Raw genomic sequence first — 13732 nt, 5'->3', positions numbered from 1 at the left:
CGAGGCACCGAACGCCAGGGGCAAGAGCCCTTGGTTACTTGGGGCTCTTCCAAGTGACTCGCTGTAAAAGCGAAACCCTAAGTAGCCGTTACCGCAGGAATGGATATGTACTCAGCCCCCACCCATTGGCCGCCAGGACGCCTTCGCCGACAAGCATGGCTCCTACAGTAAAGCGAAACCCTAAGTGGCCGTTACCGCAGGAATGGATATGTACTCAGTCCCCCCCCATTGGCCGCCAGGACGCCTTCGCCGGCAAGCCTGGCTCCTACAGTAAAAGCGAAACCCTAAGCGGCCGTTACCGCAGCAACGAATAAGTACTCTATCAACAAACAACGATTCCAATGGTTCTTCATCCAACCGAACTCCACCCAAAAGGCCAAGGTCAACCCTTTGACCGCCCAACCTTTAACCCGGAGATCAACGATGAACGACTACCCAAAACCACCCTTCCCCAAACAACACCAACCCGTCCCCGGCTCCCAGCGCAAAATGGACCCGTACCCCGATTGCGGCGAGCAGAGCTACAAGGGTTCGGGTCGACTGACCGGCAAGATTGCCCTGATTACCGGGGGTGATAGCGGCATAGGCCGCGCCGTGGCCATTGCCTTCGCCCGTGAAGGTGCCGACGTGGCCGTGGCCTATCTTGATGAGCAGGAAGATGCGCAGGAAACCGCGCGCTGGGTTGAACAGGCTGGCCGCCAATGCCTGCTGCTGCCCGGCGACCTGGCGCACAAGGTGCATTGCCGGGCATTGGTGGAGAAAACGGTCGAGCGCTTCGGCCGCATCGACATCCTGGTCAACAACGCGGCGTTCCAGATGACCCACGAAAACCTCGAGGACATCCCTGACGAAGAATGGGTGATGACCTTCGACGTCAACATCACCGCCATTTTCAGGATCTGCCAGGCGGCCCTCAAGCACATGCAGCCCGGCAGTTCGATTATCAACACCAGCTCGGTCAACTCCGACATGCCCAACCCCACCCTGCTGGCGTATGCCACGACCAAGGGCGCGATCGCCAATTTCACCGCCGGCCTGGCGCAAATGCTCGGACCGAAGAATATCCGGGTCAACAGCGTGGCGCCGGGACCGATCTGGACGCCGCTGATCGTCTCGACCATGCCAGAGGAAACGGTACAGAACTTCGGCGCCAACACCCCGCTTGGCCGTCCGGGCCAGCCGGTGGAAGTGGCGCCGATCTATGTGCTACTGGCCTCGGACGAAGGCAGCTACATCACCGGCCAGCGTTTTGGGGTGACCGGGGGCAAGCCGATCCTGTGATAACGCGATGCCCCTGAAAAATGGAACCGGGCCACTGTTTCAATGCTCAACAGTTCACAGGCCTGGGTGACGGGCCTTTCCATATCTGGAGGTCGTCATGTCCGCACCTTTCGTCAAACACGGGCCATGAGTTTCATTGCCTGGGTTGCGGTGCTGGGTGCCGTGCTGCTGACGCTGGCACTGACCTCGTCCTATCTGCGCTGGATGCCGGTGACCACCTCGGCCGTGTGCCTGGCGTTGGGGGTGGGCATCGGGCCGGCGGGGCTGGGCTGGCTGAGGCTGGACATCAAGGACGCCGCGTTCTGGATGGAGCACCTGACGGAAGTCGCGGTGCTCTTTTCGTTGTTCGTCTGTGGCCTCAAGCTGCGCCTGCCCCTGAGAGACCGAAGGTGGCGCGTAGCTTTCGGGCTGGCCGGGCCAGTCATGGTCCTGACCATTATCGGTGTTTGCCTATTGCTGCATTATGCCTTCGCCTTGCCATGGGGACCGTCGCTGCTGATCGGTGCGATCTTGGCGCCCACCGATCCGGTACTGGCCTCGCTGGTGCAGGTCAACGATGCCAAGGACGTCGACGCGGTGCGCTTCGGCCTGTCCGGTGAGGCCGGGCTCAATGATGGCGTTGCGTTTCCCTTCGTGATCCTGGGCTTGCTGTTTATCGAGCAAGGCAGCGGCGCATCCACCGCCTGGCTCGATGACTGGGCGCTCAAGCGCCTGCTATGGGCGGTGCCTGCGGGCTTGCTGGTCGGCTATGGCATGGGGCGCGTGATCGGGCGCCTCACATTGTCCATGCGCATCAGAAATGCAGACAGCACTCTGTCCCCCAACGACTACCTGACCTTTGCCCTTATCGCCCTGGCGTACGTCGCGGCAGAGTCGGTCCATGGCTACGGTTTCCTGTCGGTGTTCGCGGCAGGCCTGGGGCTGCGTCGGGCCGAGGTCAAGTCGATGGGGTACTCCCAGACGCCCGCCGAGCATCTGGTGCAGCCAGTGGTGGGTCATCAGAACGTCGAGCCCGATGCCGCCGTGCATGGCGATGTGGCGAACCTTGAGGAAGCGCAGGTGGCGGCCGGGATCATGATCGGCGACATGCTGTCCTTCGGCAGCCTGGTCGAACGGGCCATGGAGGTGTTCCTGGTGACGTTGCTCGGGGTCGTGCTGGTGGGTCACTGGGACTGGCGCGCACTGACGGTTGCCCTGGTGCTATTCTGCGTGATCCGGCCGCTGATTGTCGCGCTGGTGCCTTGGGGAACGTTGCTTGACGGCAAGCAACGGCTGTTGATCGGCTGGTTCGGGATTCGCGGCATCGGTAGTTTTTACTACCTGTTCTACGCCTTGAATCACAACCTCGCACCGACGATGGCCACCTTGTGCACCGACCTCACGCTCTCGGTGGTCGCACTGAGCATTCTGATTCACGGCATCAGCACCCAGCCGCTTCTCGCCCACTATGAGCGGCAAAAGCCCCCATCTGCTTGATCGCTCACGGCTGTGGCGAAGTGCATGAGCCAAATCCCGGCTTCATGCAGCCTGCATGACCCCTAATGGCCATTAGCGCTTGTAACCCATTGAATTTCAGGCGTTTACCTGAGACATCAAAGCGGCACGACAAATGCTCCACAACGATGAGTGTCCTGCGGAATTAACCGTGCGAGCTGCCCTCAATCTGGAGAAACCCGACCATGAATGCCATAGACCTGTTGAAAGCCGACCATGAACGCGTAAAAGGCATCCTCAGCCAACTGAGTGAGTCCACCGAGCGCGGCCTGAAAAAACGCGCCGATCTGCTTGCAAAGCTGGAAATGGAAATTTCGATTCATACCCGTCTTGAAGAAGACGTCCTGTACCCGGCGTACAAGGAAGCCGGTGGCAAGGAGCAGGACATCATGTATTACGAAGCCAAGGAAGAACACCGTACGGTGGATTCCCTGGTGCTGCCGGACCTGAAAGTCACCGACCCATCCACGCCCGAGTTCGCCGGTCGCGTCAAGGTGGTCAAGGAACTGCTCGAACACCACATTGAAGAGGAAGAGACCACGATGTTTCCCCAAGCCAGGAAGCTGCTGGGTAAAGCGACGCTGGATGAACTGGGGGCAAAAATGGAGACCCTCAAGGCCCGCCTGAAAAAGGAACTCGACGCCTCGCATATGGCGGCCTGAGATCCAGGTGCACAATAACGACGGCGAGTGAAAAACCTGTAGGAGCGAGCATGCTCGCGATGAACTTGAGAGCTCCGAGGGGTGTCAGGTGACCAGCGTCATCGTTGACGACCATCGCGACGGTGCGACGATTCGACATGCTCGCTCCTACATGGCTGAGGCGATAATTTCCACCAGGTTCAACTGGGTAAACGGCTTGGACAAGCGCGGCAACCTGGCTGCAAACCCTTCCAGGCGCTCGGCATATCCAGTGGCCAGGATGATCGGCATGTCGGGGTTGCGCTCGCGGATGGCTTGCGCCAATTGCGCGCCACTCATCTGAGGCATCGCCATATCGGTAATGACGAGATCGATGCCCATATTGTTTTCGAACACCTCCAGTCCCTGAGCGCCCGACGTTGCGGTGATCACCTGGTGACCGAGGTCTTCCAGCAACAGGCAAGTGCTGGTCAACACCAGGCTGTCGTCGTCCACCACCAGGATGCACAAGCGAGGGACTTCCGGCGTTGCCGGCTCCTCGGCAAGGGGGGCCGCTATCGAGTCTTCCGAGGCCACGGGCAACCACAGTTCTGCAGTCGTGCCCTGGTTTTTCTGACTCTTGAGAATGAATCGACCGCCCAGTTGTTCGATGAAGCCATGGACCATCGACAGCCCCAGTCCAGTCCCCTTGCCCAGCCCTTTGGTGGTGAAGAACGGATCCATTGCCGAGGCCAGCGTTGCTTCATCCATCCCGTCGCCGGTGTCGGTGATGCTCAGGCACACATAACGCCCCGCCCGTAACGGATCAGAGATAGTTTCAACGCGGGCGCTGATGACGATTTTTCCGCCGTCGGGCATAGCATCGCGGGCGTTGGTGGCCAGGTTCAGCATCGCCAATTCGAGCTGGTTGATATCGGCCAGGACCGGCTCGATCCGCTCTGGAAAACGGGTTTCCAGTGCCACCGACGGTCCCAGGGAACTGCGCAGCAGTCCGCTGATGCCCTGCACCAGGGCGGGAAGTTCCACAGGTTCGGATTTGAGCTCTTGCTTCCTGGCAAAAGCCAGCATGCGCTGGGTCAAGGACACGCCGCGCAATGCACCCTGGGTGGCGTTGTCGAGCAACCGGACGATTTTCGGGTCGTCCGCCAGGCGTTTGCGCACGATTTCCAGATTGCCAAGAATGACTGTGAGCAGATTATTGAAGTCGTGGGCAATCCCCCCACTGAGCTGGCCGATGGCTTGCATCTTTTGCGCCTGGAACAGCGCTTCGCGGGTTTGTTCAAGTGCCTGCTGCGCCTGGGTCGCTTCGGTGATGTCGCGGGTGATCTTGGCAAAGCCTAGCAACGTACCGGTGTCTCCCCAGATCGGGTCAACCACGACGTGAGCCAGGAACCTTGTGCCGTCCTTGCGCACTCGCCATCCCTTGTTCTCGAAGCGCCCCTCACGCGTGGCAATCTCCAATGCCCGGCCGGGTAAGCCGCTCGCCTTGTCTTCAGGGGTGTAGAACATCGAAAAGTGCTGGCCAATTACTTCTTCGGGCAAATAGCCCTTGATCCGTTGGGCTCCCAGGTTCCAGTTGGTCACGCGACCATCCGGGGCCAGCATGTAGATGGCGTAGTCCGTGACGCTTTGCACCAGTAAGCGAAACTGTTGCTCGCTTTGCTTGAGGGTCTCTTCGGCCATCTTGCGGTCGGTCAGGTCACGGGTAATCTTGGCAAATCCCAGCAGCGTGCCCGACGGGTCGTAAATCGGATCGATCACCACGTGGGACCAGAAATGCGTGCCGTCCTTGCGCACACGCCAGCCTTCACCTTCGAATCGGCCCTCGCGAATGGCCGTGTCCAGCGCCCGCTGAGGCAAGCCGGCACGACGATCTTCATCGGTGTAGAAGCGCGAAAAATGCTGGCCGAGAATCTCGGCCTCCTCATAGCCCTTGAACCGCCGGGCCCCTGCGTTCCAGCTGGTAATGATGCCATCGGGGTCAATCATGTAGATCGCGTAGTCAACCACCGCATCGATCAGCAGGCGCAAGCGCCTGTCCTCAATGACCCTGGCCTGGATTCGATCTTCGCTCATTGATCCCTCACATCGGGTGCTGTAACTCAGCAGTATGCGATAAACCGTCCATTTGAACAGCCGCCGAAGCAATTGACCACCAGCGCGGCAGCAGTTGCCTGACCTTGTTGTCGCCAAACCGGTCATCGATCAACATCACCACGCCTTGGTCCTGCTGTGTACGAATCACTCTGCCAGCGGCCTGCACCACTTTTTGCACGCCGGGATACAGGTAGGTGTAGTCGTAGCCCGCACCGAACATGGCCGCCATGCGCTGCTTGAGTTGCTCGTTGACCGGGTTGAGCTGCGCCAACCCCAGGGTGGCGATGAACGCGCCAATCAAGCGTGCACCCGGCAAATCGATGCCTTCGCCAAACGCCCCGCCCAACACCGCAAAGCCCACGCCCTGGCCTTCGGCGGTGAACCGGTCGAGGAACGCCTGGCGTTGCGCCTCCGCCATGCCCCGTGACTGTGACCATAGATTGATCCCGGGATAACGCTCGGCGAGCAACTGCGCCACTTGCTGCAGGTAATCGAAACTGCTGAAGAACGCCAGGTAATTGCCGGGGCGCCGCATGAACTGCCGGGCGATCAGTTCGACGATCGGCGCCAGGGATGCCTGGCGATGAACGAAACGCGTGGAGATCTGGTTGATGATCTGTACATGTAGCTGATCGGCATGAAAAGGCGACTCGACGTCGATGCACACGGTATTCGCCGGCGTACCCAGCAAGTCGGCGTAATAGTGGCGAGGGCTGAGGGTCGCAGAGAACAGGGCGGTGCTGCGGGCAGCGCTCAGGCGCGGCCCGATGAAGCCCGCGGGCACAACGTTGCGCAGACACAGTTGCGAGAGGTTGCGCTTGCGGTCGAGGTCGCGTTTGCTGATGTCGAACAGGTACTGCTGGTCAAAAAGTTCGGCCACCCGACAGAACTGCAGTACCTCGAAGTAAAAGCTTTGCAATGCACTGTCCAGTCCCTGCGGATGATCGTTAAGGTAATCGCCGATGCTGGCGCTGCACGACGACAAGGCCTGGAGCAGTTTTTCCGGTGGCTTGTCATAGGCCTGATAAGCAGCAGACTGCTGGTTATGCAAGGCGTTCCATTCGCGGTTGACTCGCTGCAGGCTTTTTTTCAACACCTCGGGAGCGGTTTTCCGAACTCCGTCGAGGGTCGATTGGTCGAGGCTCGCGCTGTACATCTGACGACCACGTTCCACCAGGTTGTGGGCTTCGTCGACCAGTACCGCGACTTTCCAGTTGTTGGCCTGGGCCAGGCCGAACAGCAGCGCACTGAAATCGAAGTAATAGTTGTAATCGGCAACGACCACATCGGCCCAGCGCGCCATTTCCTGGCTCAGGTAATACGGGCACACCTCATGCTCCAAAGCGACCTGGCGCAATGCGCTCTGGTTCAAAAGGCCCAGCTCGCTGGCGGCCTGGCGTGCCGCCGGCAATCGATCGTAGAAGCCCTGGGCCAACGGACAGGATTCACCGTGACAGGCCTTGTCCGGATGTTCACAGGCCTTGTCCCGGGCGATCATTTCCAGAATCCGCAAAGGCGGTGCATCGCTGCAGTCGAGGATCACCTGCGCGGCGTCCAGGGCCAGCTTGCGTCCCGGGGTTTTCGCCGTGAGAAAGTACAGCTTGTCCAGTTGCTGCGGCGCCAGGGCCTTGAGCAGCGGGAACAGGGTGCCGATGGTCTTGCCAATCCCCGTGGGTGCCTGGGCCATCAGGCAACGCCCGGTGCTGACCGCCTTGAACACCGATTCGGCGAGGTGACGCTGCCCGGGGCGAAACTCGGCATGGGGAAACGCCAGCTGTCGGGCCGCAAGGTCACGCCTTTGGCGATGGGCTGTTTCCTGTTCGGCCCAGTGCAGGAACAGGCCGCAATGGTGTTCGAAGAACTGCCCGAGCTCGGCGGCGCTGAACGCCTCGAGCAGACAAGTTTCCCTTTCGCTGACGATATCGAAATACACCAGCGCCAGGTTGATCTGCGCCAGGTTCAGTTTGCGGCACATCAGCCAGCCATAGACCTTGGCCTGTGCCCAATGCAATTGCCGGTGGTTGGCCGGTTGCTTGCTCAAGTCACCACGGTAGGTCTTGATCTCTTCGAGGCAATTTTGCGAGGGATCATAGCCATCCGCTCTGCCCTTGACCGTCAGGCCCTGATACGCACCTTCGAGGGCGACTTCACTCTGGTAGTCGTCACTGCGCCGTGACGCTACCGTACGGTGCCCGACGATGCCTTCCAGGGCGGTCGGCGAGGGAGTGAAGCGCAAGTCGAGGTCCCCGACCTTGGCGGTGAACTCACATAACGCCCGCACCGCGATGCTGTAGCTCAAGCGCCCTGCTCCGCCCATTGCACATAACACACGGCAATCGGCATCCGGTGCTCATGACAGAACTCCAGCCAGCGCAGCTGGTTATCCTGCAGGCGATCCCCGGGCCCCTTGACTTCGATCATGCGGTAGGTTTTTTCCTGCGGCCAGAACTGGATCAGGTCGGGCATGCCCGCCCGATTGGCCTTGATGTCCAGTAACAACCGGTTGAACCAGTGCTTGAGGTGTTCGGCGGGCAAGCAGTCCAGCGCCTGCTCCAGCAACGGCTCGTTGAGTGCGCCCCAGAACACGAATGGCGACTGCACACCCCACTTTTGGGCATAGCGCAGGCGGATGGTCTCAAGGTATCGACCGTCGTCGAGTTCGTCGAGGCAGGCCTGGAACAATTCGGCGCGGCGGCTATGGAAGTCTTCGCTCAGCAGGTCCACCGGACCACGTTGGAACGGATGGAAAAACGCCCCCGGCAGCGGGGCGAATATCGCCGGCCAGCACAGCAACCCGAACAGCGAGTTGACCAGGCTGTTTTCGACGTAATGAACCGGTGCCGAGTCTTCGCCCAGGTGCGCCTGCACGTAGTCCTCCACTGACAACATCGGGTCGGTCCTGCTCAGTTGCAGCTCCAGGCGTTCCATCTGTCGTGGGGCCGGACGCTTGACCGCCGGCCCGCCCAGCTTGCGACGCAACCTGGGCAGGACACGCAGCAGGTGTTGCTGTTCCGCGGCGTTTTGCGGTGCTTGTTCGGCCTGGCACGCCAGGTCAAGGGCCAGTGGGTACTCACCGCAGCGTTCCAGCACACGGATCATGCGCAAGCGCGCGCCGGGATACACGCAGTCCCGGTACAGGGTCAACGCGGCGCAGAAATCACCGGCGCGCTCGCACGCCTGGCCCATCTGGAATAAGAGCTTGTCACGACGCCTCTGCAGCCAGGGATTGCCCAGTGCCAGGCCGTTGATCTGAGTGACAATGGCGGCCACCGACTCACCGGCCTCGAAAAGCTGCTGGCACTGGTAAAGGAACAGGCAGGCATCGACGTCCTCGCGGCTGCGCAAGCCTCGGGAATCGGCGCAAAACTCGACTTTTTCATAGGTGAAGACCCCAAGGTCCGCCAAGACGAATTCAGACCAATCCTGGTAAAGATTGCCAAAAAACATCAAGCGCAGGCGATCGCACAGGCCCATGATGGTCAGGCTGAACAAGCGGTCACCCAGCGCCGGACACCAATCCTTAAAGGATTGCTCGTGAGGAAACTGCTCGCACAGAGCCGGTAGCCAGTCGGTCTTTTTACCCTTGGGTTGAGTAATGGCACTGCCCAGGCATTGAAGAATTTCCGCCTTGAGCAACACTTCAAATAACGCCTCGACCGACAACGGCTGGTGCTCGTCGAGCCAGCCCAATTCGAGCAACGGCCGGGCTGCGCTGGCGATATCGCCGATCTCGACGTAATGCAATTTGCTGACGCGAAAATGCACGCCCTTGCGCATGACCAGCCTGACCAGCAGCGCCTGGGCCTCGCGGGGCAAACCATTGAAGTCATGAATAAAGCGGTGCTCTTCGACGCTCAACACGTCGGCATAACGTTGCTCAAGCCAATCAAGCACTTGCATGAAGTTGTTGAGGTAGTAGAACGGGTCGTCGAGAGGATTTGCAGTCACGGGAAAAGGAGCCACGATTAACAAGCACTGGTTATGCATACAGATACCAGCAACGCCCTACCCCATGCAAATGGAAAAGGATAAGCGGAGGCGCTTTAAGGGATTTTTGCCTTGGGCATAGAACTTTCTGCTGTTGCATCGCACCAACCGCCAAGGAACGGCATTCGCTTGCGACAGCCACACTGGTTTTTTTTAACAATGAGAGGTGATTATGAACATCAAGACTCTGGCGTTTCCCATGGCGGTAGCGGCCTTCATCGCCCTGGCCGGCTGCTCGACGCCCACGGTGGTCACCCTGCAGAACGGCACCCAGTATCTGACCAAGGACATGCCAAAAACCAAGACCAAGGACGGTTTCTTCGAGTTCGAGGATATTTCCGGAGCCAAGGTCAAAGTCAAGGCCGATGACGTGGCCACGATTCGCCAGGAAGACTGAGCCCGCGAATCGTGTTGCCTGCGCCCCCTGTGTGGCAGGTTTCGAGCACTGCCTTACACTGCGTTAGACCCAGTGCGACCGAATGATGGTGTCGAAATGAAAATGGTCACGCCACTTCTGACTCCCCTCCTCGCGGTCGCCGCTTGGTTTTCAATGAGTCTTTGTGCAAATGCCGCGACACCTGCTCGATCCTTCAATACCAGCTTCGACTGCGCCACGGCCCGGGGGGCCGTTGAAAAACTTATCTGTCGCGACGCTCGACTGGCGCAGATGGATATCGAGCTGACGCGCCTGTATCGCCTGGCGCTCACCGATGAGCATTCGGTGCCGCGACCCGACAAAGTCGAGATCGACCAGCGCTTCTGGCTGCTCGCCCGCGATCAATGCGCGACCGAAGCCGATCCCAAGGCATGCACGGTGAGCCACTATGCCGAGCGTGCGCACCAACTGCGCCAAGGCTCGGCCATTGCCAGGACCAAGGACCCCAGCAGGCTCACCGAAGGTCCGCAGGCCTTTCGCTGCGCCGGGCTTGGCGCGCTGGTGGCCGCCACGTTCTTCACTGTCGAACCGGCAGTGGTTTACCTGAAATGGGCCAATACCTCGACCACGCTGGAACAGGTGCCGAGTTCGTCCGGAGCCCTGTACCAGGGCAAGGACAACAGGGGCAGCCAAAGCTTCTGGCAAAACGGCAACGATGCCCTGTTGCGGATGCCGGGCGCAGGTGAAATGAGGTGCACGGTTGAACCTGTGAGTTGATCACGGATCATCGAAGGCAACACTGTTCAGTGCATCAAGCCTTCCATGAACCCCGCGACCCCGCTGGCGAGCCTGCGCCGCCATGGCGCGCTGGTCGGGTTGGCCAGAGTCTGGTCTTCGTGGACGAAGCTGCGAATGATCGCGTTGTAGCCGAGCCAGCGCCAAGGTTCGGGCTCCCAGGCCTTGAGCGCGTGCAGTCCGCCCTTGGCAATTACCCACGGTTGGCGAACCCGCTCGGTGTCGCGTTGCAGGATCAGGTCGGCAAGGGTCCTGCCACCCAGGTTGCTGGCACCGACCCCCTCCCCGCCATAACCGCCGGACAAGGCAATACCGCTGGCCTGGTCACAGAGCATATGGGGCTTGAAGTGCCGTGACATGCCCAGGTTGCCGCCCCAGCCATGGGTGATCTGCACATTGCGAAGCTGTGGAAACAGTTCGCCGAACAGATAGCGCCGCAACTCGATTTCGCTACGCGTCAGGTCAAAGTCATGGCGCAGCTTGCCGGCAAACTGATAGCCCCCGCGCGCGCCAAAGATCAGTCGGTTATCTGCCGTTCGTTGGCCATAGGTCACCTGGCGACTGTTTTCGCTGAAGGCCTGGCCATGACTCAGCCCAATCTCGTCCCAGGTGGCGGCCGACAGCGGTTCGGTGGCCACGATCAGGCTTTGCACCGGCAACTGATAACGTCCCAAGGGCGGCAAGGTCACCGAATAGCCTTCGACAGCCGGTACCACCCAGCGGCTGCGCACCGTCGCCTGGGCAGTGCGAACGCTGCCGGACTGCCAATGATTCACCGGGCTGTTCTCGTAGATCCGCACGCCCATGCGCTCGACCGCGCGTGCCAGTCCCCGGACCAGCTTGGCCGGATGGAGGGTCGCGACATGTGGCGCATAAATAGCGCCATAAGGCTTGGCCAGGCAAATTTGCTGCGCCATCTGCTCCGGGCTCAGCCAGCGGTAGTCGTTTTCGTTGAGACCCTGGCCGTACAGTTTGTCCAGGTACTGGCGCAGTGTGGCCTCCTGCTCGGGGTAGCGAGCGGCACAATAGAGGGCGCCGCCTTTACGATAATCGCAATCGATGCCTTCACGTTCGATGACGCGTTTCACCTCATCAGGGATGTCGTGGAGCAAATCGTAAGAGGCACGACGTTGCTCGGGTGACAACGAAGCGAGCAGCCGGTCTTCGCCCAGCAGATTGCCCATCAACCACCCGCCGTTACGCCCCGAGGCACCGAAACCGGCTGTTTGCGCTTCTATGATGACAATATTCAGGCCAGGAGCCTGTCGCTTCAGGTAGTAGGCGGTCCAGAGCCCGGTGTACCCCGCGCCGATAATCGCGACATCGACATCCAGATCCTGTTCCAGCGCCGCACGCGCCAGCAAAGGCTCGTCGAGTTGGTCCATCCACAAACTGATAGTGCGCCACGCCGGCATTCAAGACTCCGCCACTCAGACTTCGATGGCGTTGATCCTAGTGCACGGGCTCAGGCGCTGTCTTGCGCGCGTGCACGCAAGGACATTTGCCTGACGTAGGCCTTGGGCGACAGGCCGGTGTGCTGGCGGAAACAGCTATAGAACGCCGACAGTGAATTGAACCCGGCGGCAAACGCCAAGGCATCGATACGCACCGGGGGGGTGGAACTGTCCAGCGCGTTGAGCAGGTGCTGCAGGCGGGCCTGGTTGACGTAGCGATAGAAGCTCTGCCCCAGCACCTGGTTGAGAAGATAGGAAATCTGGTTGCGACTGTAGCCACACGCCTGTGCCACCCGTTGCAGGTCGAGCCGCGGGTCGAGATAAGGCTGCTGGCGTTGAAAGTACTGCTGCAGGTCGTCGGCCATGAAGCTCAACTGCCGCACCGACAGTCCCAGTCGACTGACCGCCGGGCGCTGGCTGCCGGTGTTTTCGCCGCAGGGCTGTTCATGGACCAGCGAAGCATATTCGTTGACCCGCCAGATCAGCCCGTCCTTCACGGTGATTGCTTCACTGGCGCGAAACGACACCAGCCCCTCACCACCACGCAAAGTGATGCGGTACTGGATGAAAGCAGTGTTGCCGTCCAAGCGGATGCGGTCCGAGTGCTCCAGCGCCTCATCCGGCTCACGGGGCATGCTGCTTTGCACATAGTCACGCAACTGGGCCAGCCCCATCACCCGGTTCTGGAAGAAATCACTGTATCGGACATCGGGGTGATACAACGCCATGACCCCGTCCAGATCGCGGTGTTTCCAGCGCAAGTGGTAAAGCATGACCGTCTCGCCCGTGGCCTGGGTTTGCAGCGGGCCATCATCCTCGGCGTACATGAAAGGTCTCGTCAAAAAGTACCGAGCTTGCCCAAATCGGCCCGCACCTTCAATTGCAAATGCGGGCGGGCCATTGCGCAAACGATCACGCACGTGACCTGCATCAAAAAAAGCGCAGCAATTGCCAAACGACCTGAAAAATACACATTTTTTTCACATGCAACTGCTACTTTTAAAGTCTGTCAATGGTTGAGCCAATGAAGGCTCCTCCCACCTAACCTGAGCTAATGGAAGCGCTCGATGAAGAAGGCGGGCAACACATGAATAAAGGGTTCAGCAAGGTCACTTTTCCAAACGCCTGCCAGCTGATGCGCTGGCATTTCCATCCCATGGGTTTCGAGGCCAGCATGGACGCCCCGGGCAGCATGATCGCCCGTTTGTTTGATCGAGCCAGTGGCGAGACCATGATCGCCATCGCCGGTATCCCCTGCTCGACGGTGATGAACGCCGCCGACGTCGAACGAATAATCGAAGCCGTGGAGGATGAGCTCGAAGCGTTCATTCCTCCGGTGGCCCTCAGGAGTTATGCCTGACGGCCGGACTTCCATCCAAAAGCCCACGATATTGTGGGCTTTGTGTTTTTTACGGGATAAAGGATGTAGAGGGGACGCGTACACCTTGTAGCCAGCGGTGTGGCGATCCGACTTGCCGGCTGTACCTGATTGATCGTTCCCACGCTCTGCGTGGGAATGCATCCTGTGATGCTCCGCGTCACCATTGCGCACGGCTCATGTCATGCGTCGTCAGTGGAACGCGGAGCGTCCCTGGCGGCATTCCCAC

The 13732-nt window shown here is 60.0% G+C and carries 11 protein-coding genes; 6 read left to right on the top strand and 5 right to left on the bottom strand.

Features of this window, described 5'->3' with window-relative positions; all coding sequences use genetic code 11:
• The first annotated feature begins 423 nt into the window (after positions 1 to 423).
• The 3 genes from AC3WWR_RS29730 (at position 424) to AC3WWR_RS29720 (ending at position 3437) form a co-directional block, all read left to right on the top strand.
• A complete protein-coding gene (locus AC3WWR_RS29730) occupies positions 424 to 1281 on the top strand; it encodes an SDR family oxidoreductase (protein ID WP_033044554.1) in 858 nt (285 codons plus the stop codon).
• 126 nt (positions 1282 to 1407) lie between these two features.
• Positions 1408 to 2757 (top strand): cation:proton antiporter, encoded by a 1350-nt coding sequence (locus AC3WWR_RS29725; protein WP_454865999.1) that lies wholly within the window; start codon positions 1408 to 1410, stop codon positions 2755 to 2757.
• Between the two features lie 203 nt (positions 2758 to 2960).
• Positions 2961 to 3437, top strand: a complete 477-nt coding sequence (locus AC3WWR_RS29720; RefSeq protein WP_020800112.1) for a PA2171 family ribosome-binding persister protein — start codon at positions 2961 to 2963, stop codon at positions 3435 to 3437.
• A 147-nt stretch (positions 3438 to 3584) separates the two neighbouring features.
• Here AC3WWR_RS29720 and AC3WWR_RS29715 read toward each other — a convergent pair whose 3' ends face one another.
• From AC3WWR_RS29715 to AC3WWR_RS29705, 3 genes are read right to left on the bottom strand one after another with little or no spacing between them, the layout of a single operon-like run.
• Positions 3585 to 5492 (bottom strand): hybrid sensor histidine kinase/response regulator, encoded by a 1908-nt coding sequence (locus AC3WWR_RS29715; RefSeq protein ID WP_033043597.1) that lies wholly within the window; start codon positions 5490 to 5492, stop codon positions 3585 to 3587.
• Between the two features lie 7 nt (positions 5493 to 5499).
• The gene (locus AC3WWR_RS29710; protein WP_168758185.1) at positions 5500 to 7812 is read right to left on the bottom strand and encodes an ATP-dependent DNA helicase; all 2313 of its coding nucleotides are present in this window, start codon (positions 7810 to 7812) and stop codon (positions 5500 to 5502) included.
• A complete protein-coding gene (locus AC3WWR_RS29705) occupies positions 7809 to 9476 on the bottom strand; it encodes a VRR-NUC domain-containing protein (RefSeq protein WP_492599293.1) in 1668 nt (555 codons plus the stop codon). The genes AC3WWR_RS29710 and AC3WWR_RS29705 overlap by 4 nt, the downstream gene beginning before the upstream one ends.
• A 196-nt stretch (positions 9477 to 9672) precedes the next feature.
• Between AC3WWR_RS29705 and AC3WWR_RS29700 the strand changes: the two genes are divergently transcribed.
• Together AC3WWR_RS29700 and AC3WWR_RS29695 are read left to right on the top strand one after the other, a co-directional pair.
• Positions 9673 to 9897 (top strand): YgdI/YgdR family lipoprotein, encoded by a 225-nt coding sequence (locus tag AC3WWR_RS29700; RefSeq protein WP_020800116.1) that lies wholly within the window; start codon positions 9673 to 9675, stop codon positions 9895 to 9897.
• A gap of 96 nt (positions 9898 to 9993) precedes the next feature.
• Positions 9994 to 10653 carry an MliC family protein gene (locus AC3WWR_RS29695; RefSeq protein ID WP_454866000.1) on the top strand — a complete coding sequence of 220 codons (660 nt, stop codon included), beginning with the start codon at positions 9994 to 9996 and terminating at the stop codon, positions 10651 to 10653.
• 26 nt (positions 10654 to 10679) lie between these two features.
• Here AC3WWR_RS29695 and AC3WWR_RS29690 read toward each other — a convergent pair whose 3' ends face one another.
• Both AC3WWR_RS29690 and AC3WWR_RS29685 read right to left on the bottom strand, forming a co-directional pair.
• Positions 10680 to 12086, bottom strand: coding sequence for an NAD(P)/FAD-dependent oxidoreductase (locus AC3WWR_RS29690; protein ID WP_492599292.1), 1407 nt, complete (start codon positions 12084 to 12086; stop codon positions 10680 to 10682).
• A 50-nt stretch (positions 12087 to 12136) separates the two neighbouring features.
• Positions 12137 to 12952, bottom strand: a complete 816-nt coding sequence (locus tag AC3WWR_RS29685) for a helix-turn-helix domain-containing protein (RefSeq protein WP_432668162.1) — start codon at positions 12950 to 12952, stop codon at positions 12137 to 12139.
• A gap of 260 nt (positions 12953 to 13212) precedes the next feature.
• On the opposite strand from AC3WWR_RS29685, the gene AC3WWR_RS29680 reads away from it, so the two are divergent.
• Positions 13213 to 13485, top strand: a complete 273-nt coding sequence (locus AC3WWR_RS29680) for a DUF1652 domain-containing protein (protein WP_033043601.1) — start codon at positions 13213 to 13215, stop codon at positions 13483 to 13485.
• The last annotated feature ends 247 nt before the right edge of the window (positions 13486 to 13732 follow it).

This window comes from Pseudomonas sp. EB271-G4-1 (genome assembly GCF_058791355.1).
The sequence above is the reverse complement of the archived record's forward strand: the minus strand, read 5'-3'. Positions and strand labels throughout refer to the sequence as shown.